The 23,109-nt window shown below is 40.3% G+C and carries 22 protein-coding genes and 1 tRNA gene; 13 read left to right on the top strand and 10 right to left on the bottom strand.

The annotated features are described in order from the left end of the window. The first annotated feature begins 2 nt into the window (after positions 1 to 2). The 4 genes from P162_RS06350 to P162_RS06335 all read left to right on the top strand — a co-directional run bounded on the left by P162_RS06350 (position 3) and on the right by P162_RS06335 (position 2,220). A complete protein-coding gene (locus tag P162_RS06350; protein WP_035916905.1) occupies positions 3 to 362 on the top strand; it encodes an SdpI family protein in 360 nt (119 codons plus the stop codon). A gap of 11 nt (positions 363 to 373) precedes the next feature. Further along, on the top strand, positions 374 to 703 hold the full coding sequence (locus P162_RS06345; RefSeq protein ID WP_031426414.1) for a DUF59 domain-containing protein: 330 nt from the start codon (positions 374 to 376) through the stop codon (positions 701 to 703). 8 nt (positions 704 to 711) lie between these two features. Beyond that, positions 712 to 1,215, top strand: coding sequence for a DUF2480 family protein (locus P162_RS06340; protein ID WP_031426413.1), 504 nt, complete (start codon positions 712 to 714; stop codon positions 1,213 to 1,215). A gap of 72 nt (positions 1,216 to 1,287) precedes the next feature. After that, positions 1,288 to 2,220 carry a DUF3078 domain-containing protein gene (locus P162_RS06335; RefSeq protein WP_031426412.1) on the top strand — a complete coding sequence of 311 codons (933 nt, stop codon included), beginning with the start codon at positions 1,288 to 1,290 and terminating at the stop codon, positions 2,218 to 2,220. Positions 2,221 to 2,333: 113 nt separating this feature from the next. Here P162_RS06335 and hflX read toward each other — a convergent pair whose 3' ends face one another. The 4 genes from hflX to P162_RS06315 all read right to left on the bottom strand — a co-directional run bounded on the left by hflX (position 2,334) and on the right by P162_RS06315 (position 7,690). Next, positions 2,334 to 3,563, bottom strand: coding sequence for a GTPase HflX (gene hflX / locus P162_RS06330; RefSeq protein ID WP_031426411.1), 1,230 nt, complete (start codon positions 3,561 to 3,563; stop codon positions 2,334 to 2,336). Between the two features lie 143 nt (positions 3,564 to 3,706). Further along, on the bottom strand, positions 3,707 to 3,991 hold the full coding sequence (locus P162_RS06325) for a DUF1456 family protein (RefSeq protein ID WP_051907803.1): 285 nt from the start codon (positions 3,989 to 3,991) through the stop codon (positions 3,707 to 3,709). A 93-nt stretch (positions 3,992 to 4,084) separates the two neighbouring features. Continuing rightward, positions 4,085 to 4,918: a DUF5689 domain-containing protein gene (locus P162_RS06320; RefSeq protein WP_051907802.1), complete on the bottom strand. Its 834-nt coding sequence runs from the start codon at positions 4,916 to 4,918 to the stop codon at positions 4,085 to 4,087. Between the two features lie 18 nt (positions 4,919 to 4,936). Next, complete coding sequence (locus P162_RS06315) at positions 4,937 to 7,690, bottom strand: TonB-dependent receptor (protein ID WP_031426408.1); 2,754 nt, start codon at positions 7,688 to 7,690, stop codon at positions 4,937 to 4,939. Between the two features lie 70 nt (positions 7,691 to 7,760). Between P162_RS06315 and P162_RS06310 the strand changes: the two genes are divergently transcribed. Then, positions 7,761 to 8,852 (top strand): endonuclease/exonuclease/phosphatase family protein, encoded by a 1,092-nt coding sequence (locus P162_RS06310; RefSeq protein WP_241077738.1) that lies wholly within the window; start codon positions 7,761 to 7,763, stop codon positions 8,850 to 8,852. Between the two features lie 29 nt (positions 8,853 to 8,881). Here P162_RS06310 and P162_RS06305 read toward each other — a convergent pair whose 3' ends face one another. After that, positions 8,882 to 9,877, bottom strand: coding sequence for a YihY/virulence factor BrkB family protein (locus tag P162_RS06305; protein ID WP_031426406.1), 996 nt, complete (start codon positions 9,875 to 9,877; stop codon positions 8,882 to 8,884). Continuing rightward, the gene (locus P162_RS06300; protein WP_031426405.1) at positions 9,870 to 10,325 is read right to left on the bottom strand and encodes a hypothetical protein; all 456 of its coding nucleotides are present in this window, start codon (positions 10,323 to 10,325) and stop codon (positions 9,870 to 9,872) included. Before P162_RS06300 ends, P162_RS06305 begins: the two co-directional genes overlap by 8 nt. A gap of 276 nt (positions 10,326 to 10,601) precedes the next feature. Between P162_RS06300 and P162_RS06295 the strand changes: the two genes are divergently transcribed. The 4 genes from P162_RS06295 (at position 10,602) to P162_RS06280 (ending at position 13,606) form a co-directional block, all read left to right on the top strand. Next, a complete protein-coding gene (locus tag P162_RS06295; RefSeq protein WP_031426403.1) occupies positions 10,602 to 11,186 on the top strand; it encodes a HupE/UreJ family protein in 585 nt (194 codons plus the stop codon). A gap of 89 nt (positions 11,187 to 11,275) precedes the next feature. Further along, the gene (locus P162_RS06290) at positions 11,276 to 11,716 is read left to right on the top strand and encodes a deoxycytidylate deaminase (RefSeq protein WP_031426401.1); all 441 of its coding nucleotides are present in this window, start codon (positions 11,276 to 11,278) and stop codon (positions 11,714 to 11,716) included. Between the two features lie 7 nt (positions 11,717 to 11,723). Next, entirely contained in the window at positions 11,724 to 13,316 is a 1,593-nt protein-coding gene (locus P162_RS06285; RefSeq protein ID WP_031426400.1) for a S41 family peptidase, read from the top strand. Then, positions 13,313 to 13,606: a hypothetical protein gene (locus P162_RS06280; RefSeq protein ID WP_031426399.1), complete on the top strand. Its 294-nt coding sequence runs from the start codon at positions 13,313 to 13,315 to the stop codon at positions 13,604 to 13,606. The genes P162_RS06285 and P162_RS06280 overlap by 4 nt, the downstream gene beginning before the upstream one ends. A 162-nt stretch (positions 13,607 to 13,768) precedes the next feature. Here the strand turns inward: P162_RS06280 and P162_RS06275 are convergent, their stop codons facing one another. Together P162_RS06275 and P162_RS06270 are read right to left on the bottom strand one after the other, a co-directional pair. Then, positions 13,769 to 13,960: a hypothetical protein gene (locus tag P162_RS06275; RefSeq protein WP_031426398.1), complete on the bottom strand. Its 192-nt coding sequence runs from the start codon at positions 13,958 to 13,960 to the stop codon at positions 13,769 to 13,771. A 7-nt stretch (positions 13,961 to 13,967) separates the two neighbouring features. Continuing rightward, positions 13,968 to 14,549, bottom strand: coding sequence for a MarC family protein (locus P162_RS06270; RefSeq protein WP_031426396.1), 582 nt, complete (start codon positions 14,547 to 14,549; stop codon positions 13,968 to 13,970). A gap of 112 nt (positions 14,550 to 14,661) precedes the next feature. Between P162_RS06270 and P162_RS06265 the strand changes: the two genes are divergently transcribed. The 4 genes from P162_RS06265 to P162_RS17940 all read left to right on the top strand — a co-directional run bounded on the left by P162_RS06265 (position 14,662) and on the right by P162_RS17940 (position 16,948). Then, entirely contained in the window at positions 14,662 to 15,240 is a 579-nt protein-coding gene (locus P162_RS06265; protein ID WP_031426395.1) for a DUF3109 family protein, read from the top strand. Then, on the top strand, positions 15,230 to 16,366 hold the full coding sequence (locus P162_RS06260; RefSeq protein ID WP_031426394.1) for a methionine aminotransferase: 1,137 nt from the start codon (positions 15,230 to 15,232) through the stop codon (positions 16,364 to 16,366). The genes P162_RS06265 and P162_RS06260 overlap by 11 nt, the downstream gene beginning before the upstream one ends. A 24-nt stretch (positions 16,367 to 16,390) precedes the next feature. Continuing rightward, positions 16,391 to 16,462: transfer RNA gene (locus P162_RS06255), tRNA-Arg, on the top strand. Between the two features lie 351 nt (positions 16,463 to 16,813). Further along, on the top strand, positions 16,814 to 16,948 hold the full coding sequence (locus P162_RS17940) for a response regulator transcription factor (RefSeq protein WP_206340678.1): 135 nt from the start codon (positions 16,814 to 16,816) through the stop codon (positions 16,946 to 16,948). Between the two features lie 586 nt (positions 16,949 to 17,534). Here the strand turns inward: P162_RS17940 and P162_RS06245 are convergent. Both P162_RS06245 and P162_RS06240 read right to left on the bottom strand, forming a co-directional pair. Continuing rightward, on the bottom strand, positions 17,535 to 18,524 hold the full coding sequence (locus P162_RS06245) for an efflux RND transporter periplasmic adaptor subunit (RefSeq protein WP_051907801.1): 990 nt from the start codon (positions 18,522 to 18,524) through the stop codon (positions 17,535 to 17,537). 143 nt (positions 18,525 to 18,667) lie between these two features. Beyond that, the gene (locus P162_RS06240) at positions 18,668 to 23,023 is read right to left on the bottom strand and encodes a CusA/CzcA family heavy metal efflux RND transporter (RefSeq protein ID WP_031426392.1); all 4,356 of its coding nucleotides are present in this window, start codon (positions 23,021 to 23,023) and stop codon (positions 18,668 to 18,670) included. Positions 23,024 to 23,109: the final 86 nt, after the last annotated feature.

Genomic DNA, 23,109 nt, shown 5'->3' with positions numbered 1-23,109 from the left:
CGATGGACTTAAATAGCAACGTATTTGCGGCACTAATATCCTGCGGTGGCATCTTTGCTATTATTGGCCTTTTCATGCTTATTTTCCCACCGGGAAAAATCAATCTTTTTTATGGGTATAGGACAAAGCGTTCCAGAAAAGGCCAGGCAAATTGGGATTTTGCTCAGCGTTTTTCAGCCCTTCAAATGATAAAAGCCGGTATATTTTTGGTGCTATTGAGCTTGTTTGCCGTATTTATTGATTGGGAGCGATTTGAAAGCCTGACACAAAACCTAATCATAACCATACCTATACTAAGTGCTGCTGTATTTATATTTATGAGTACAGAGCGTGCGCTTAAAACAAAATTTAAAACCGATTAAGATCTTACATTATGAGCGAATTAAAAGAATTAGATACACAAGAGCTGGGAGAGAAAGTTGTACGCGTATTAAAGACGATTTATGATCCTGAAATTCCCGTTGATATTTATGAACTGGGATTGATTTACGATGTTTTTGTCAATGAAGATTATGAAACAAAAATCCTAATGACACTTACAACGCCCAACTGTCCCGTGGCAGAAACCCTTCCGCTGGAAGTAGAGGAGAAGGTGAAAACGATAGAAAAAGTGAAGGACTGTGAGGTTGAAATTACTTTTGACCCACCATGGACGCAGGATTTGATGAGTGATGAAGCTAAACTTGAATTAGGACTTTTATAAAATCCCAAATGAACGAAATCGTAAACCGCGTTGCAGACAGCAAGCTAATCACCTTTAACCTTGAGGACTTATATCCTGAAGGAAAACGTGAAACTATTGATATATCGCAATGGTTATACGAAGGTTTTATTCTTAGGGAAAAGGATTTCAGGGAGCAGCTTAAAAAGTATGACTGGACGCAGCATGAAGGCAATTATATTGCGCTTTATTGCAGTGCAGATGCAATCTTGCCCGCCTGGGCTTTTATGCTTGTTACAGCACATCTCGCACCTTATGCAAAATACGTGGTGAAAGGGGACAAAGTAGAACTGGAAACACGTCTTTTTTCCACCTTGATTGATCGAATAGATGTAGAAAAATATCGCGATCAGCTAATCATTATAAAAGGTTGTACGAATAAACCCGTACCGGAAAACGCTTACCTGGAACTCCTGCAAAAATTACAACCAGTGGTAAAGAGCTTAATGTTTGGTGAGGCTTGTTCTGCCGTCCCATTATATAAAAAAAAGTAAAAAGCTTGAATATCCTTTGATCAAGTCAATAAATAAAGGATTTTTGCAGAAGTATACATCTTAACACTTTCCATGAAAAATATTGTACTTAGCTTCTTTTTATTATTTGCGGTAAGCTTCTCTTTTGCACAAACAGAACAAGAGCTCAAAGCAGCTAAAAAAGAAAAAAAGGATTCCATTTCGGCGATTGAGAAACGCGTCAATGCCCTTCAAAAACAAATTGATAACCTTCCGGGTTGGAAATTAGGCGCCTTTGGAACAATCGGTGGTAGTTTCTCTGGTTTTAACAACTGGTATTCACAGGGAACTCCTAATGTTTCCGCAGGAAATATAGGCTTTACGGTCAATGCGTTTGCAAATCTTAAAGAACCAAAATACTTCTGGCGCAATGCTTTGAATGTGAATATTGCCTGGGTAAAATTTGATGATCAGGATGATCCTACTGATGATGATAGTTTTCAGGAATCAACAGACGTTTTTAATGTATCCTCATTATACGGTTATAAACTGACCGAAAAATTTGCCATATCTGCATTGGGGGAATACAGGACTACAATCTTATCTAACTTTAATGATCCTGGCTATTTAGATCTGGGTCTGGGTGGTACATGGACGCCGTTGGACAATCTTACGGTGACCGTAAACCCGCTCAACTATAATATTGTTTTTAGTCAGGGAGAGAATATTTATGAATCCACTTTAGGTGCAAAGTTTCTGGTGGATTATACCCGTGAAATTGGAGCAATCTCCTTTAAATCGAATTTATCTGCCTTTCAGAGCTACAAGAATTCGGATTTTTCCAATTTTACCTGGATAAACGCTTTCGGTTATACTCTATGGAAAAATATAGGTGTTGGTTTTGAATTTGGTATGCGCGATAACAAAGCGGAAGCACTGGATTACGCGCGAAACAAGCAAAGTACTCCAGATCCTGATGTTACGTTTGACAACGTAGATAATAAATTACAAACCTATTATTTGCTGGGATTGAATTATAAATTCTAAGAAAATATAGTTTTGCTGTACAAGGTAAAAACAACAAAAACGCCCGATTTTCAACTGGAAATCGGGCGTTTTTTATGCTTAATTGGTAATTATTGCAATACTTTTTACCGTATTTATTCTTCTTCTTCCCCTTCCGTGTACGTGTCGTAGTCGGGATACAGGAAGTTGTTGTAAGGGAAACGGGTCACATGCAATTCGCGCACGCGCTCATAAACCTTCCGTTTAAAATCTTTGAGCGATTTTTTCTTAAGAGCCGAAATAAATATGGCATCATCTCCCACCCGGTTCATCCACGTGCGTTCCCATTCCTTTAAGGTGTAATGCTCTGTCGTGCGCTCTGTAACCAGATCATCCTCTTCAATGGTTTTATGCTCATAAGCATCAATTTTGTTGAAAACCATCAATGTAGGCTTGTCAGAACTTTTGATCTCATCAAGAATCTGGTTCACCGAAGCAATATGATCTTCAAATTCGGGATGTGAGATATCGACAACGTGGAGTAACAAATCAGCTTCACGCACTTCGTCAAGCGTACTTTTAAAAGATTCTACTAATTGGGTGGGCAGTTTCCTTATAAAACCTACCGTATCGCTCAACAGAAAAGGGAGGTTTTTTATCACCACCTTGCGCACCGTTGTATCTAATGTCGCAAAAAGTTTGTTCTGTACAAAAACATCACTCTTACTAATGGCATTCATCAAAGTGGATTTTCCCACGTTAGTATAGCCTACAAGAGCAACACGTATCAATGCGCCACGATTACCGCGCTGCACTTCTTGCTGCTTGTCAATTTTCTCGATCTTTTTCTTGAGTAATGAGATACGGTCACGCACAATACGACGGTCAGTCTCGATCTCCGTTTCACCAGGCCCGCGCATTCCTATACCACCTCGCTGACGCTCTAAGTGTGTCCACATACCGGCAAGGCGCGGCAATAAATATTCATATTGCGCGAGTTCTACCTGGGTGCGGGAATAACTGGTCTGCGCGCGCTGTGCAAAAATATCAAGGATAAGGTTTGTGCGGTCTACGATCTTGCACTTGAGTATTTTTTCAATGTTCTTTTGCTGCGCCGGACTCAGTTCATCATCAAAAATTGCCGTTCCTATCTCGTGTTGTTCAACGTATGCACGTATTTCGTCAATTTTACCACTTCCCAAAAACGTTTTGGGATCAGGTCTTTCCAGTTTTTGGGTGAAACGGGTATAAACTTCCCCGCCTGCGGTATAAGCAAGAAATTCAAGCTCATCCATATATTCTTTGGACTTATCTGCGTCTTGATATTGTGTGATCAAGCCAATGAGAACCGTCCTTTCATATTCTATATTAGTTTCTTCAATCATAGTTTAAAATAAAGTACAAAAATGTTTAGGAAAACGTTAATCCATAGCAAAGCATACGACCGTAAACTTTTGGGAAAAACTTCCTATAATGCTTGAAAAGTAGTTTTTTAAGCTGAAAATCTCTCTTATGAAAACCTTAAACCTTATTTATTATCCTGGGATTTTGGTCTTTTGGGTTTTGAAGGTGCTTTCGGCTTTTTCTCTGGCATAGGGCCGCGCATGTGAATCACGAGTCCGTTAAGGAAATTTCGTAGAAACTGATCACCACATTCCACATATTTGGGATGGCTTTCATGCCTAAAAATTGCTCCCAGTTCACTTTTTGATACCGAAAAATCCACAAGGCTGCAAATTTTTACAATATCATCATCGCGCAGTTTATGGGCTACACGTAATTTTTTAAAAATGTCGTTGTTAGATAGTGCCATGCAGCAAAGATACTTTTTTTAGACCAAAAAAATATACGTCAAAAAAGAGCGTTTTTTAACCATTTTTGACCAATAATTGGCCTTTTTGAAGGGTTATTTGCAGCGTTCACCATCCATCGCAACATCCTCCAGATCCCGAATATACACCTGAAAATTGGCGTTAAACTTACCTAAAATGGTAATTATTGACCCGTTTCCGGCAGGGAGTTCCAGATTTTTAAAAGCGGCATAGCCGCTGGTGCGCAGGATTACCTGATCACCGGCGCAATTAGCAAGCGCGCGATCTACGCCGTAGGTGTTGTTGATATTTGCATAGGATTCGCCCAACTCCTCTTCCGGAATCTGGACGTTATCAAACTGCACGAGCATGTTAAGGTATTTTTCCGCTACATCATTGATGGCAATGACTAATGGAATCAAAGTCGCTGTAGTATTGGTTCGCAACACCCGCTCATCAAATTCACCGGTAGATATACGCCCCACATCCCCAGACCCGCCTTCGCCCTGAAGCCCTATGGTGGGCAAACCTGCAAATTCGCCACTATAAAGCCCGTCAACGCGCACAAGCACTTTTCGGCCCGGTTCAAAAAGCGTGTACACATCCGTTGCATCTGTGGAAATCGCAATGGCGCTCGTGGGATTTTCGGGTTTATCCTGAATGATCAAAGTCCTGAAAAAGTTGCCAGATTCATCACTGGAAACCACATACCCTTCCACATAGAGGGGCGCATCCGCATTGGGGCCGGCATTGATAAGAACAGGATCAAAACCACGGTAAAATTCTTTTGCTTTGGCAATACTGAAATTAGCGCTAATTTCCACTTCTTCTGTATTGATTTCAGGGACTTCAAAATCGTCATCGTGTACGCATCCTGCACAAGTGAGGATCAATAAGAGCAATAGAAAAGTAGGTTTGAAATTTTTCATTTTGACTTTATTTAAATACTAAAACCTGATATAGAAATTGAGGTAATAACTTGTACCGTAACCTGACCAGTATTTAGGTCCAAAAATGCGGGTTTCCCGTTGCGCATCTTCCTGTAGGGTTCTAAAGTTGGCACTGCGTCCTTGTTCAAAACCGCCGGTTTTATAAGTTGTATTGAGAACATTGTTGATCACCGCAAAGAAACCCACATAATAACTGCCTACCCGCCAGGATTTTCCACCTATGGCATTGACGAGCATATAGTCTTCAAAACGCTCTTGTTTGAGCAGTTCGCGTGCGAGCTGTGGATCGTAATCATTAAAGGGAAGCCCGTCTGTATCCTGATAAAAGTTTTTGGTACGGGTAAGTGGAGCGATATCTACATAAGCATGTGAAAAATAATTTGCCGTGGTACCAAAAAACCAATACTCAGGGTCCCGGTACTCAAAGCCCAGCTGAAAGGCCTGTTGCGGTCCTCCCGCAATACGGTAGTTTTTAAGATTGGCCTGGCCAAATTCTACTTCGGCATTAAAATCATCTGAGGTAAGGTATAGATCGGGATTGTTGCTATAGGTATATTGACCGTAGGCCGCTGCGCCTTTTACCTTAATCGTGGGCGTGAGCTGCGCTTCAATGCCCAGTTCGCCGCCCAGATGCGTTTTGTCAACATTGGTGAGTACTTCCTGCACAAAAGCGGTGGTCACATTTCTTCCCAGACCAGAAATACCGTCAGCGTAATAAAAAGAAATTTCCGTGGCATCGTTCATCGCGATATAATACCCGGTCAGCCGTGCGCTCACAATAGGATCGCGATAGATATAACTTAGATCCAGATTAATATTTCCCTCATTCTGAAGATTGATAACCGTGCGGTTGTTCTGTCTTGAATTGGAAAAAGCATTGCGCAATACAGGTGCCGTTTTCAAGTACGCACTGTTCATTGTAAAAATGTGCCTACCGGAATATTTGTAGGTCATGCCGCCTTTTATTCCGTAAGGTGCAAAGGACAATTTATCGCTTTTCCCTTCAGAATCCTCAGGATAATTACCGTTTTTAAAGAGTCCGTTACGTTGATATGTAGTAGTCCCGCCACTTGCAGAAAGGAAAAAATCAAACCGGTTATAGCTAAACTGTGCTTGCATAAAAACATCGGCCTGCAATGCATTGATCTCAAAATTGTACTTGATAATTTCCCCTTCACCCACACGTCTATTGGGATTGTTGAGATCGCTTTGTGCAGCATCGCCCGTATTGAACGTGTCAATATCCAGATAGGTCGTGGCGCCCAGCAGGTCAAGTGTATTCGCATAATTATGGGAAGTCAGGCTTTTAAGATTTATGGAAGCATTCAGGTTTACGTTATCGTTTATCCTAACGTTTACAATACTATTAGCGGTAAGCTGTTTATCGTCAACGCGGTCTTCATAGAGATAATAGCACGCGTTGCCGCCGTATAGAATATTGGTTTTGTAAAGGCCGTCCCAGTTTATTTGACCATCTTCAGTAAAATTTTCATAGGCACGGTAGGCGGTTTCCCTGTTGGGCGAATCCCGATATCCTATAAAATAGCTGGGCAATTTCTGGTAGTAGCCCGGGTCAGGATTTGGTGCGTTGTCATAGCCCAATCTGCTGTTGCCCATACTGCCAAATTGATACGCCACGTTTGTGTTTATATTGATCTTTTCTGAAAGATTCCAGTAATGGTTCAGCATAAAAACGGGTTCTTTGATTTTGCGTGTACGCGAATTACGGATTTCCCCATCCTGTTTTCCCCAATAGGAATTGTACCTGCGTCCCTTTAAATCAATCACCTCCTGCGTGTTTGCCGAAGACTTTCCACGCCTGTTAGGCGTATAAAATGCCGAAAAATTAAGGCTGTGAGCCGGATTTATCTCTTTTTCTACCGCGATGAATATTGAGTTTGCATCGTACAGACTACCGTCCATGTAACCTTCATTACCATAGCGCCTCGCCAGGGATACGCTATATGCCCAGCCGTTTTTATTAAGTCCAGAATTGTAGGAACCTATGATGCGCCCTTTGTAGGTACGGTTTGAAGAAGCATAGGATACACGGCCGCCACGGCGGTATTGTGAAGCGCGCATGATGATGTTCGTGGTTCCGGCAAGTCCACCAAAAGTATAATCGTTTGCCGCTGTCCCCAGGGTGAAAATACGGTTGCGCTGCATATCGTTGAGTCCGCCCCAGTTGCCCCATTGCGGCCTACCGCTGTACAGTTTGTTCATCTCTATACCGTTGATGAGTATTTTTCCCCGCTCGCTGCCCAGTCCCCTTGGACGGAAAAAAGTTGCACTAAAATCATAGGCAGCTGCGGTAAGAAAGGCATCTTTTGAGGCAGAAAGTAATCCGGAAATACTGTAATCTGCATCGCCCGCATCTGCATTTAGTTCTTGGTCACTCAGGCTTATGATTCCTATTTGCAATTGTTCTTCGGTAATATTTACTTCCAGCGGAATCAGGGGAATGTGCACGGGCAGGCCATTTTCAAAGAGCACCGGGAGTCGTTGATCTGTAAAACCCTCTGCTTCTACAAGCACGATCTGATTTCCCGGCGGAAGGTTTCCTTCTATAAAAAATGAACCGTTAATATCGGTTTTCGTAGTGAAGTGGGTGTTTTCCACATGTATTTCAATATCTGATAATGGTTTTCCATTGACTATATCCACAACTTTTCCTGATAAGGTGTAGGACTGCCCAAAGGCGCTTGAGCTTATAAATGACAAGAAAAGAAGAAATAAATAGTTCTTTGCCATGCAACTTGGTTTGGTTGTTTTAGAAGTGTTTAAGGATCAGGAAGTAATATAAATGTATTACATTGACTTTATGGATTTTTTAGCCAAAGGACCCTTTCACTACGAGCAAATGCATTTTAAAGTATTCCTTATTGTATTTATTTTTAACTCTTTTCAAGCCATTTTAGGTCAGAAAAAGGAGGATTTTAAGGTCGTTACGGTTGCTTTTTATAATCTGGAGAACCTGTTTGATACCTTAAACGATCCCATAACATTTGATGACGACCGTACGCCAGATGGGAAAGACCACTGGACGGAAGAAATTTATCAAGAGAAGCTAAAAAACATGGCCTTTGTCATTAATAAGATAGGTGCTGAGGTCGCACAAACGAGTCCGGCGATTTTAGGCGTAGCCGAAATAGAAAACCGAAAAGTGCTGGAAGATCTGGTTAACCAACCGCTATTAAAGGAGAAAAACTATGGTATCGTTCATTATGATTCGCCAGACCGGAGGGGAATAGATGTGGCGCTTTTATATCAAAAAGACCTTTTTAAAGTGATAAAAAGCACAGCGTACGAACTATCGCTTTACGATACAGAAGAGCCTGATAAGCGTGTGTACACCCGCGACCAACTCCTGGTTTCGGGAATTCTGGATACTGATAATATATTTTTTATTGTGAATCACTGGCCCTCGCGGCGTGGAGGTGAGGCGCGAAGTAGTTATAAGCGGGAAGCTGCGGCAGCACTAAACAAGCGGATTATAGATTCCCTGCAGGCCAGTGCCCCGAATGTAAAAATTGTTACCATGGGTGATTTTAATGATGATCCAATAAACAAGAGTATAAAGAAAGTACTGGGCGCCAAAGATAAGAAGCGTCAGGTAAAGAGTTTAGGGTTGTTTAACCCTATGGGTAGTATTTTTAAAACCGGTACGGGTACACTTGCTTACAGAGACCGCTGGAATCTTTTTGATCAGATCATTCTTTCTGAACCCTTTTTAAAAAAAGATTTTAACAGCTACAGATTTTACAAGGCAGGGATTTTCAATGAAGCCTTTTTAAGCAATCCAGATGGCCGCTACAAGGGGTATCCCTACAGAAGTTTTGCAAACGGAAGCTACACCGGTGGATACAGCGATCACTTTCCGGTTTATGTTTATCTTATAAAACGAGTTGAATAGCAGTGAAAATGGCTTAAAAACAGAAGAAATCAGGTTGTTTCTGAATTATTCTTTAGTTCTTCCGCTTTTTTTTTATCCAGTTCTGCTTTTTTCTGGCGCTCCTCAAGATCCCTCATATCTTGAAGATAAGCCATTTCCGCTTTATCATTGGGTACTATTTTATGTTGTGAGGCCAGCGCGTATTGTACTGTGATTTCTGCTCCAAAAAAGAGAATAAGGCATGTATAGTTAACCCATAATAAAATAAGCACAATTGAGGCAGCTCCACCATAAACAGATGCAGGGTTGCTACTTGTAAAATAATATCCAAGCGCATACTCGCCTATTAGAAACAGAACCGCTGTAATTGACGCGCCTAAAAAAGTAGTTTTATAGCTCATGACTACATCTGGCAGGATTTTGAAAATAGCTGCAAATAAGGCTGCGATAAAGGCAAAGGAGAGTAAAAACCTTAATATATCTGCGAATACCGCTGCCAGTGTTGGTGCGTAATATTCTATGTAAGTACTCAAGGCTGCAAGTGCTGCGGAAAGAACAAGGGAAACCAACAACATAAACGCTAAAATAAGTACCATCCCAAAAGAAAGCAGTCTGTTTTTTAACATGCGTTTCCAGTTTTGCTTTTTTTCGCGAACGTTCCATATTTCGTTCATCGCTTTTTTCATCTGAAAAAATACCCCTGTTGCACCATACACAAGTGCTCCTATACCTACTGTAATGGTTATCCAGTTGCCTTCGGTCAGTGCTGCATTGCTAATCATTCCCTCTACAGCCTCAGCTGCATCTGGGCCTATATAAGACCCTATTTGACCACTTATTCTTCCTGTTACCGCTTCCTGACCTAGAAAATAACCTGCAATTGCGGTAACGATCATAAGCAGGGAAGGCAGGGAGAATAAAGTATAATAGGCGATGATCGCACTTTTTGCAAAAGGATCTATACTATCCCAGGCAAAGTAACTCCGTTTGAGAAAACTGAAAAGCCGCAGTGATTTTACCTTCCATTTTGGTTGTGTCTTATTCATCTAAAAAAGGTTCTAATATAAAATTAAGCGCGTTTACCGCTGTGTAATCAATATTTATCTTCTTTGGGGTATTATCACCTTTCCGCCTTAAAAAAGGCAGGGGTATATCAGGGCTGCGCTCTGTAAGCGGGTTCTGATTACGTTGTAATTGCGCCTCACAAGCTGCTGCGATTTTAGCGTACTCATTGAGGCTGATGTTCAATTCCATATAAAGTCCTTCATCAGTGATGCCATCTATGGTATTTGTGGCAGATACGGGGGTGTAAATAAATTTCTGAGAGGTTATATCATACAAATTGCCTTCTGCATCCTGATAATGATAGGAAGGGAAATTTTTATCCGGCTCTTTTGAACCCGTAGATATACCCGGGGTAGCCCCACAACCTATAAGGATTGTAGCAATCAGTATACTAAAAAACAGCGTAATTTTTTTCAAAGGAATGTCCATAAAATGAGCGACGAAAATTACAAAAGCTTCCCGCCCTTGATTTTTAAATTATAGATAGTTTAACTTTTCAACCGAATGTCTCATGCTTTGGGTTATTCTCATAAAAAAGATTGCCCTATATTTTGGTTTTTCTTTGATAATACGAATTTTACACCTTGAATATTATACTCTTTTTCTATAACAAGGAAGATCAAGTTCGTTTTTATTGTCTTAATTCATGGGAATTTTTATGTTTTGCAGTAGCTTAGGCGCTCAATTAAAATTTATCACATCCCCATGACAGATTTTTGGTTTTATTTTAAAATAGGTTTAGAGCACGTTCTAGACTGGCGCGCTTACGATCATGTTCTTTTTCTTATTGTTCTCACGGTACCTTACGCCTTTAAAGACTGGCAGCGCGTTCTGCTCATGGTAACTCTGTTTACGATAGGCCATTCCCTGGCGCTGATTTTATCTGTGTATAATGTGGTGCGAGTGAATGCCTCCCTAGTTGAATTTTTAATACCTGTTACCATTTTTATAGCAGCGCTCTATAATGTCTTTACAGCAGGACGTGGGGCAAAAAAAGATAAAGTGGGACTTTTGCTCATAACGGCATTGTTTTTTGGCCTCATTCATGGCCTGGGTTTTTCAAATTTCTTCAAAGAGCTAACCGCGCATCTTGATAATCGCATATTGCCTTTGCTAGAATTTGCGCTGGGTATCGAGGCCGCACAGGTGGCAATCGTAATTGTTGTGCTCATCATTGGATTTATCTTTCAGACCATATTTCGTTTCAACAGGCGCGACTGGATGATGGTAGTATCTGCTATTGTCCTGGGTATGGTTATACCTATGTTAATCGCAAATTATCCCGGTTAAACCTATTAATATTCAAGCGTAAGCGACTTAAGTTTTTTATCTTTGCAATGGCTTTTCAAAATTAGTTTGAAAAGCATTTTCCTAATTTCATGCCAGCTAAGAATTCTTCAAAACAATTAAAATACGACATTGCCTATTTGCGTATGGCAAGGGAATGGGCAAAGTTGTCCTATTGTAAGCGCAAACAGGTAGGGGCCATCATTGTCAAGGATAAAATGATCATTTCTGATGGTTATAATGGCACCCCCACCGGTTTTGAAAATATTTGTGAAAATGAAGTGGGCGAGACGCAATGGTTTGTACTTCACGCCGAGGCCAATGCGATCTTAAAAGTGGCATCTTCCACACAGTCCTGCGCCGGGGCCACGCTTTATATTACATTATCACCGTGCAAAGATTGTAGTAAGCTTATACATCAGGCAGGGATTACCCGTCTGGTATATCATGTAGATTACAAAGATAATAGTGGACTTTCTTTTCTGGAAAAGGCAGGTGTGCAGGTGCAGCAAATCACAGATTTAAAGGATTAGTTAATTGATGACAGGCTATCAGAAAAAATATCTTCCTCTTTTGCTGGGTATCGCCATTGCCCTGGGTATCGCACTTGGCAGTCAGCTTAATTATAGCAACAATGCCGGCTTTCTTTCTACAAGCAATGCGAAGAAAGAGAAACTCAACAGACTTATAGATTACATTGATTATGAATATGTGGATGACGTCAATACAGATAGTATTGTAGACGTTACCGTAAATAGTATATTAGAAAATCTCGATCCCCATTCCGTTTATATTCCCCCCGCAGATATGCAGCGGATCTCAGATAACATGAAAGGCGATTTTGTAGGTATAGGCGTAAGTTTTTTTACCGAAAAGGATACCATTGTCGTTATCAATGCCATTAAAGACGGCCCCAGCGATAAGGCAGGTGTACTGGGAGGTGACCGCATCGTTTCAGCAGATGGCGTAAATCTTACAGGTAAAAATATCACTAACGATTCCCTTATGGGAAGCCTTAAAGGAAAAATCAATACAACGGTAGCTATCCATATTAAACGTCCCGGAAAAAAAGAACTTATAGCGCTTAAGGTTACGCGGGATATAGTCCCCATTATAAGTATAGATGCCAGTTATATGTTAACCGAAAACCTGGGATATGTTAAGATTAATCGCTTCGCGGAAAGTACTCCCCAGGAATTCCAGAACGCCTTAAAAATCTTAAAAAACCAGGGTGCCACGCAGATCGCTCTCGATCTTCGTGATAATCCGGGAGGGTATATTTCTGCGGCAGAAGAGGTGGCAGATGAGTTTTTAGACGAGGATAAACTCATCTTATTTACAAAAAACAAAACCGGAAAAATAGACAACTCTTATGCTACAGATGCAGGGATGTTTGAGGATGCACCCGTTTATGTTTTGGTAAACGAGAATTCTGCCTCCGCGAGCGAGATCGTTGCCGGTGCTATTCAGGATAATGACCAGGGTACCATCATAGGCAGAAGAACCTTTGGTAAGGGGCTTGTGCAGCGGGAGATGGCCCTTGGCGATGGTAGTGCGGTACGTCTTACCATTGCACGTTACTACACACCCACTGGCCGAAGTATACAACGTCCCTATGATGATGGTAACGAGGCGTATTATGAGGAATATCTAAACCGTTATAAAAATGGAGAAATGCTTTCCCAGGATAGCATACACGTAGACGATAGCCTTCGGTTTATAACGCCCGGCGGTAAAGAAGTTTATGGGGGTGGTGGTATTATACCAGATATCTTTGTGCCCAGAGAAGCAAATTATGAGAAAGAATCTATAAATTACGCTTTGCGGTCTGGTTTTATGTCAAGGTATGTTTTTGACAAGTTGGAACGCGATAGGAGTTATTATAATTCACTTTCCCTTGCAGATTTTAAACGGGATTATGAAATTTCTGATGCAGATTTGAATGATTTTGTATCTTACGCCGCGCGTAGGGAGATTAAAATCAGCCTGAAAGAGTATAAGGAAGAACTCAGGGAAAGTATAAAAGCGGTGATTGCCCAGCAATTGTTTGGTACCACGCTTTATGAAAAGATGATCAATAAAAACGATGCAATGATTCAAAAAGTCATCTCTATTAGTACTAAAAAACAATGATACTTATTGCTTCTATATTTGTTTTTTGCATTGCGGCTATTTTTCGGCTTCTGGATAATAGCGCATCTTTATTGATAGGTCACGGGATATCTGTTAGTCCGTTTTATCTTTCCAGGGAAGAAATAAAAATGCAGATGGGAAACATTACGGACACAAAATTGTTGCAACGTCTGCGTATTACATTGTTGTTTCAGAAACTGCATAAACTGTTTCTTTATTTAGCAATACTTACCTTCATAAGCGGTATAGTCTATGAAGTGATGAATCCTACGTTGATTCTTCTATTTTAATTGCCTTCAACTTTTCTCAGTATTGCCAAGTCAATTTTAGCCGACTTAAAAATCCGTTTCGGAAAGGAGAATATTTGATATAATGAAAAAATATCAAATCAAAAAACAACTATAGTTTCTAAGCACTTTAGTATTCGGGGATAATAAAATATATCTGAAGGATTATTTCTTGTTGGCAATTTTCCGTGAAACGGTAAGGATCAATAACAAGACTAACGCGCACAGGCATGCCAACACAGAGATTATGGCTACCTCGCTGTTACCGGCAAGTGGGTCGCTATAATCAACCTTGGTAAGATTGAATATAAGGAGTGCGGTGGCAAGGGCCATTAAAATATAAATGAAGATTTTCATAACGAGATCAGTTTAGAAGTCCCTGGATATTTGTGGTAAACAATTTTACTGCAATAGCCAATAAAATCACCCCAAATACCTTCCGGATAACGCCAATTCCCTGTTTACCAAGAATGCGCTCTATTTTGCCAGAAGATTTAAGCACAGCGTACACAAAGATAATATTTATCACGATCGCAACCACGATATTTTCCACCGCATATTCCGCACGCAGGGAGATCAATGAGGTCATGGTACCAGCACCGGCAATAAGTGGGAATGCAAGAGGAACGATAGAGGCTGTTTCTGGAGCTTCATCTTTGTAAAGCGTGATCCCCAAGATCATCTCCAGTGCTATAAAAAAGAGTATGAACGCACCGGCCACGGCAAAGGAGTTTACATCAATGCCTATAAGGTTTAGGATTTCCTTACCTATAAAAAGGAAGAGAATCATAATGCAACCGGCCACTATAGAGGCCTTTTCACTATGAATTTTTCCAACTTTTTTCTTGAGGCCTATTATGATAGGGATATTGCCTATAATGTCAATTATGGCAAACAAGATCATGCTGGCCGTTGCTATTTCTTTAAAATCTAAATTTAAACTCATCATTACCGTTTTTTGGGGCGTGCAAAACTACTGTGAATTAAAGGATTTACAACCTAGATTTAAAGAAATTTTTGATAATCTGTAATCGCTGCTAAAAATGTATCTTTGTAGCATGTTTCAGCTAGGAAAAACCATCGTTTCAGAAGACATTATCAACAAGGATTTTGTCTGTAATCTTGCAGCCTGTAAAGGGGAGTGTTGCGTTGCCGGTGAGGCAGGAGCGCCCGTAGAGCAAGACGAAGTAAAAATTTTAAGGGATATCTATCCCAGGGTAAAACCATTCTTGCGCCCAGAGGGCATTCAGGCAATTGCTGAACAGGGAACGCATATAGAAACCGAATTTGGTGATCTGGAAACGCCACTGGTAAACGGTGCAGAATGTGCTTATGTGACATTTACAGATGCAGGGGTTGCCTCCTGCGGAATCGAAGATGCCTATAATGCCGGTGAAGTTGATTTTAGAAAACCGGTATCCTGTCACCTATATCCTGTTCGGGTTCAGAAATACAGTGAGTTTGAAGCCGTAAATTACCACAGTTGGCCCATTTGTGATGATGCATGTACCCTTGGCAAAGAGTTGCAGGTTCCTGTTTATAAATTCACGAAAGATGCGCTAGTACGCAAATTTGGTGAAGACTGGTACCACGAACTCGAAGAAGTGGTGGGAAAAATGGAAAAAGATGCACAGTAAGCTGCCAGATATAGGGCCCTCCATTTTTTCTAAAATGAGCGGAATGGCCGTTGAATATGATGCGATCAACTTATCTCAGGGCTTTCCTGATTTTCCTACAGATCCCCAGCTTATAGAATTGGTGGCTACCGCGATGCGCGAAGGTTACAATCAATATGCACCGCTCGCCGGTATTTACAGCCTTCGGGAAAAAATATCTGAAATGATCTTTGCCCTTCATGGTAAGCGCTATGATCCCGAAACCGAAATAACGATTACCGTGGGAGCTTCTGAAGCTTTGTTTAATGCGATTACGGCTTTTGTGCAAGAAGGCGATGAGGTTATCGTGATTAAACCGGCCTATGATGTTTATGAACCTGCCATTTTAGTGCAGGGCGCAAAAGTAGTTGCGGTACAATTAGAGCCGCCGTATACACAAATGAACTGGGAGGCTGTAAAAAATGCCATATCTTCAAAAACCAGGATGATCATCATCAATACCCCGCACAACCCCAGCGGAATGATGTTTTCAACAAAAGATATGCAAACGCTTGAAAATCTGGTAAAAGACACAGGTATTCTAATTTTAAGCGATGAGGTTTATGAGCATATTGCCTTTGATAAAAGACAGCATGAAAGTGCATCCCGCTTCCCTAAACTTGCAGAACGTGCGCTTATTACCGGTTCTTTTGGCAAAACCTTTCATGTTACCGGTTGGAAGATGGGCTACTGTCTTGCACCTGCAAAACTGATACGTGAGTTTCAAAAAGTGCATCAACTCAATGTTTTTTGCGTAAATCATCCTACCCAGCGTGCGCTTGCTAAATATCTCGAAAATGCCGAAAATTACCTTCATTTAGGGCAGTTTTATCAAGAAAAAAGGGATTTTTTCCTCGAACGTGTTAAGCAATCAAGGTTTAAATTTGAGCCTGCGCAGGGCACTTATTTTCAGCTTATGGAATATAGCGCTATAACAGAAGAGGCAGATGAAGCCTTTGCTGAACGCCTAATAAAAGAATATGGTCTGGCGAGTATTCCCGTTTCTGTTTTCAATCAGAATGGGAAAGATGACCATTTATTGCGCTTTTGCTTTGCCAAATCAAATGAAACACTTGAAAAAGCAGCAGAAATTTTGAATGCCATCTAAAAATTTGCTTATTTTTGCCGCCCTGGCCTCGTAGTTCAATGGATAGAATAGAAGTTTCCTAAACTTTAGATGCAAGTTCGATTCTTGCCGAGGCTACTTTTTAATATATTACTTCTCTTACTACAAATGCTTACTACGTGTTGTGTTGCTCAACTTTAATTTCCTAAATACTGAAAATCTTTTTGAAGCGCACCTCTCAGGTTTCTGCCTGTATTAGGTATTTTCTAGCTTGGCCGATTCATATCTATAAAAGGATCTTTGAGTTTGTATTAAAGTTATCTTTCCACGAATTGTAATAAATACCTCTTAAATATATGGGGCGTCAGTTAGTACACATTAACGCAGTATAAATTTTAAATCTTGGAATTTAAACGCTGCGTTACATCTTTAATTTATATGTTTTATAGTATACTTATAGATAAAATCAAGACACTTTAAATTTAGTGAATGAAATTTTTAATTGCCGAAGATGAAAAAGAATTACAAAAAGCTATTGCACGTTATTTAAGGCGGGATTCACACGTGTGCGAAGTAACAGCAGATTATTGGTCGGCTTTAGAAAAACTGGAATTATTTGATTAAGATCTCGTAATATAAGATTTCAACTTTATAACCAGCAATAGGCCTAACTCTTTATACTTTGCCGAACTTAATTCAAGTTCCAAATTTGTTCTAAGGTGGGTGAAAGTTGGAGGTAGTGAAGACCTCATTTTTAATGATATCAGAATAGAAACCCTTCCACTAACGACGTATATAAGTGAAAGCATATAAGTCTTACCCGAAAAGAACACAATTTAGTAGCAATTAAAAGAGTATATTTTATAAAACATGATCGCCGAACATTTGGGTGGCGTGGATATTGAAATGCTTTATAATCTTGATTTTATACGTATATATCAATAACCTACGTAAAAAACTTACCATGAGAGGCGCAAAATATGTGCATATGTCATATGGTACAGGATATAAATTTATGGCAGATTCCAATAAAAGGCAAAATAAGACTGCGCAAGTGCAAAAGTTACTGCAATTAACTATAAAAAGCTACTTTCTTAGAAAGAGATCAATCTTTAGATTCTACAGGCTCAGTTGATGCGATCTTCAGAATAACGCTCTTTAGTTGATCAGTAGGGTTATGTTTTTTTAATATATATAGTTTCTAAAAAAATTATTCCTGTATAAGGTCAAAAGCCCCCTTTATAAGAAATGTTTCACCATCCTTAAATTCACCTTCGTTTAAAATAGAAGTAAAGCCGTCATAAGCTTCACCCGGTATTATTTCGCGCTGGTTGAAAAAATACATGCTGTCATTCTTTTTCAGGAGTTGAAGTACATAATTTTTAGCATCAAGTGAAACAATACTTTGTGTAGGTAGCGATTTCACTTTTTTCTCACTTGTAATAATTTCAGCATTCACAAACATTCCTGTAGCAAAGTGTTTCTCATCTTCATTTTTAAAATGGCCATGCACTTTTACCGTTCTTTTTTTTTCATCTATAGAAGTTCCTACAAGATGAACCTCGCCCTGTACGGTGTCAGTTTGTGCCTCTGTTATACTAAGAAGTATATCCTGTCCCTTTTTAACTTTCAAAATATCCTTTTCAAAAACATTGAGTTCAATGTGCATATGTTCTGGGTCAATGATTTGCATAAGCTCATCTGCTGCCGAAACATACATTCCCTTGTTGATCATCATTTCAGTGATGCTTCCTGAAATGGGCGCGTACAAAGGGATTGTGGTGGTAATGTTGCCATTTTCTACCGCATGTGGATCAATATTGAGCATTTCCAGTTTTTTACGTAAGCCCTGGTACTTTGCCAGGTTGCGTTTGTATTCACTTTCTGCATGGAGATAATTCTTTTCCGAAGTGATTTTTTCCTTGATTAGTTCTTTTTGACGCTCGTACTCTGATTTTAAATAGTTCATCTGTTCCATGGCGTCCAGGTAATCCTGTTGCATCTGGACGTAATCAGGGTTTTCAAGGCTTACTAAAAATTGTCCCTTTTTTACTTTATCGCCTATGAGGAGTGGCGTTTGCTTGATATAGCCGGAGGCATAAGTGGTGATTATAGCTTTGTTCTCTGGGGGTACATCAATGGCCCCCGTAGCCTCTACGACCACAGGAAAAGTAGTGTTTTGCATAGGCTGTAACTTCATTGCACTTCCTTCAAACTGCGCTTTTGTTACTTTAACTGCGGCTTCTTGATTATCTGGCTTCTCCGTATTTTTATCTTTGTCTTTTTCACAGGAGAAACAAAAGAATATAATTGAGAGAGATAGAGCTTTTATAGTTGGATTTTTTATTTTTCAGAAGGATATATTGTGAGATAGTTCAAGTGGATAATGGTCTGGTTATACGCATTTAAATTGTCATAATAATTTAAAATGATCTCATACGAATTTTCAAGACTTTGTATATACTCAAAAAAATCAATCTCTCCATTTTTATAGCTTAATGTAGCTGTTTTTAATATTTCTTCATATAAGTCTTTACCTTCAGCTTCATAATAAGAAAGGGCCTCCTGATACTTTTGTAGTTGCTTTTGCTGCTCGAGATATTGAGCATTTAATCTTATTTTATAATTTTCTGCCTCTTGTTCTGCAGCATTCTTCGCAAAAGTCGCCGCTTTAATTCTGGACGACGTGCCAAAGAAAAGCAAAGGTATTTTCAAACCTATTTGAAATCCTTCTAATGATTGTTGAATCTCACTATTATTTCCATTGAAATAGTTGAGGCTGATATCTGGCAACAGATTCTGTTTTTCCAGACTTGCTTGTGCCGCAAAAACATCATTGCGGTTATTGTAATAATCAAGGCCTGGATTGTTGTCGAGATCATAAGGTTCTAACGGCAGTTTTTCAAAAGCAACCTTCTTGACCGTAATTATAGAATCACTCTGTAAAAGAGGCTTGAGCTGCTCCATGGAGGCGGCAATTTCTGCCTGCGTCTGCTTTAGTTTCGTTTGTAATTGTTGTTGTTTTGCCTGTGCCGTGATCTTTTCAAGATAATTGGTTTCCCCCAGTTCAAAACGGCGCTTTGCGGCATAGGCAAACTGGTGGTAAAGGCTGTCTAGCTGCTGGTAAACATCTACTTTGGCATTTTCATACTGCAAGCGGTAATAGATGCGGGCCAACTCCTGTTCTAGCCTGCGCTGATCAAGGGAGAGATGGTTTTTTTGCTGTCTGTAATTGGCTTTTTGCAATTTTTTCCTGGCGAAATAAACGGTTGGAAAATTAAAGTTTTGCTGAATCCCGAAAATGCGGAGGGGTTCGCCGTTTGCCAGGTTATTTTGATCATAACTATAGTAAAAGTCTGTTTTGTCAAAGCTGAAAGCACTCCCGGAAAATACATTGGCTTCATCCACGCGCAAATTAGCGGCGCTGAGGCCTATGTTATTCTCCATGGCGATCGTCTTTAATGTACTGAAATTACGTATCGTAGCATTATCCTGTGAAAACCCGGAAAACCCGATAAAAATCAATAGAAAACTTAGCGGTTTTATACGTTTTTCATCAGAAATGATCCTTTTTTCATCTTTTTTGTCTTGACTGAAAAAGGAATAAATCACCGGAAGTACAAACAGCGTGAGAATTGTGGAAGTTATCAGTCCGCCTATTACAACAGTGGCCAGTGGTCGCTGTACTTCTGCACCAGCTCCCGAAGAAATTGCCATGGGCAAAAAGCCTAATGCCGCCGCTGAGGCGGTAAGTAGAACGGCACGCAAACGGTCTTGAGCACCGTTGACGATTAAGTCATCGTCATACTTCATTCCATTTTTGCGCAGTTCTTTAAAGTGTTCTATAAGCACGATGCCGTTGAGCACGGCTATCCCGAAGAGTGCTATAAAGCCAACCCCGGCAGAAATACTAAAAGGCATCCCCCTGGCCCAGAGTAATAAAATACCCCCCACGGCCGCAAGTGGAATAGCAGAATAGATCATAAGTGCTTCCCTAATACTGCCAAAGGCAAAATACAATAAGATAAAGATGAGTATTAAAGCAATAGGAACTGCGATTTTGAGCCTGGCGGTAGCGCTTTGCAGGTTCTCAAACTGACCGCCATATGTAATGCTATAGCCTGGAGGCAAGCTTATATTCTCATCCACGATTTTACGTATATCATCCACCACAGATTGTAAATCCCTGTTGCGTACGTTAATGCCCACAACAATCCTGCGCTGCGTATTGTCCCGTGATATTTTAGCGGCTCCTTTTTGATAGGTAATGACAGCTAGCTCGCTAAGCGGTACTTTCTCACCAGAAGGCGTATCTACGTAAAGGTTTTTTAAATTGGAAATATCCTGTCGGTCTTCTTTTTGTAGGCGGAGAACGAGGTCAAAGCGTTTTTCCCCCTCAAAAACGTTCCCCAGCGTTTTGCCGGCAAAACCCATAGTTATTATTTTGTTTAAATCTGCTATATTCAGGCCATATCGGGCGATTTTCTGCCTGTCATAGCTAACGTTCATTTGTGGAAGCCCTATGATTTTTTCAACACTAATGTCTGCCGCGCCATTCACCTCTTTGATAAGCGTTTTTATCTTTTGGGCTTTCGTATTGAGAATATCGAGATTTTCTCCAAAAATCTTTATCGCAATATCTGCCCGTACTCCGGTAATAAGTTCATTGAATCGCATTTCTATAGGTTGGGTGAATTCTATATCCATACCGGGTATGACTGTAAGCGCTTTTTTAAATGCATCGGCAAGGCCATCTTTTGTGGAAGCGGTAACCCATTCATCTTTAGGTTTCAGTGATATGATGACGTCGCTTTCCTCCATAGACATAGGATCTGTAGGTACTTCTGCCGCACCTATACGGCTTACTACCTGATCTACTTCGGGAAAACTATCTAAAAGGATGTTTTCTATACGTGTGGTGGTTTCAATGGTTTTGCTGAGTGAGGTTCCTGTTTTCAGGATAGGTTGAATCACAAAATCGCCCTCGTCCAACTGTGGTATAAATTCGCCTCCCATTGTACTAAAGATATAGCCGGAAAAAACCAGTATCGCCCCTGCCAGTCCCAGAACTATTTTTTTACGGGCCAGTGCCCAATAAATTGCGGGTTTGTACATACTGTTCAAAAATTTAAGGAGACGTACCGAAATATTTTTATCTGACGGTTCTTTAGCTTTTAGAAAAACAGCAGAAACTACCGGGACATAGGTTAAGCAGAGAATCATGGCACCTAGAAGTGCAAAACTAAAGGTAAGGGCCATGGGGCGAAACATTTTTCCTTCTACGCCAGTTAGGGAAAGTATGGGTATAAATACGATAAGAATGATAAGTTGACCAAAAATAGCTGAATTCATCATTCTTGAAGCTCCTTCGTAAGTGACACGATCCCTAAGGTTGCTCAACTCATTTTTAGAAAGGTCATCATATTTCTTTTCTTTTTTGGTAAGTTGATAAGCGGTAAACTCAACTATGATTACCGCTCCGTCTATAATTATCCCAAAGTCTATAGCCCCCAGACTCATAAGGTTAGCATCTATACCAAAAATGTACATTAGGGATAGCGCGAAAAGCAAACACAACGGGATGACAGAAGCTACAACCAGTCCAGACCGAAAATTACCCAGCAACATAACTACCACAAAGATTACGATAAGGCAACCTATGATAAGGTTTTCGGCTATTGTGTACGTCGTGCGTGATATGAGTTCGCTACGGTCTAGAAAGGGTTTGATGATCACACCTTCTGGTAGCGTTTTGGAAATGTTTGCAACTCGATCCTTGACGGCCTGTATAACTTTATTGGAATTTGCGCCTTTTAAAATCATTACCTGTCCCAGGACAGTTTCCCCTTTTCCGTTAGCCGTAATCGCTCCAAAGCGTATGGCGTTTCCAAAGCCTACCTCAGCAATATCTTTTATATATATGGGGGTCGCATTGTCATTTTTCACAACTATGTTTCTAATATCGTCCAGGGAAGTAATACGTCCCTGACCGCGTATAAAATAAGCTTGATTTACCTTTTCAATGTAACCGCCACCCGCTACACTATTATTACTTTGTAACGCTTCAAATATCCTGGAGATAGAAATGTTCATGGCATTGAGCTTCCTGGTATCAATGGCAACTTCGTATTCTTTGAGGTAACCACCCCAGGCATTGATTTCCACGACTCCTTTAATGCCCGAAAGTTGGCGTTTTACCACCCAGTCCTGAATGGTGCGCAGCTTTTGTGCATCAAACCTGCTTTCATAACCAGTCTTGACATCTAATGTGTATTGATAAATTTCTCCCAGGCCAGTAGTTATGGGGCCCATTTCGGGATTGCCGAATCCTTCCGGAATTTTTTCTGAAGCCGATTTTATTTTTTCTGCTATGAGCTGGCGGGGAAGGTAAGTGCCCATACTGCCTTCAAAAACAATAGTAACTACTGAGAGACCAAACTTAGAGACCGAACGTATTTCTTCTACCCCGGGTAAATTAGCCATTTCAAGCTCTATGGGATACGTGATATACTGTTCCATATCTTGGGTAGAAAGATTTTGGGAAGTAGTAATGACCTGTACTTGATTGTTAGTTACATCAGGTACTGCCCCAATGGGGATGTTAGAAAGTGAGTATAGGCCAAAACCAATAATAAAAACCGTAAATAACAACACGATAAGTTTGTGTGTGATACTAAATTTTATAATACGGTCCAGCATAGTATGTTCATTCTTTTAGGTAAATGTAAAGTTCTTTTATGGCTATAAAAGATCACTTTCCTTAAGATTCAATTAAGATCAGGGGT

Origin of the sequence: Flavimarina sp. Hel_I_48 (assembly GCF_000733945.1) — a bacterium.
In the GTDB taxonomy this organism is placed as follows: domain Bacteria; phylum Bacteroidota; class Bacteroidia; order Flavobacteriales; family Flavobacteriaceae; genus Leeuwenhoekiella.
Note: the sequence above shows the minus strand (reverse complement) of the source record. Positions and strands in the feature narration are given on the sequence as shown.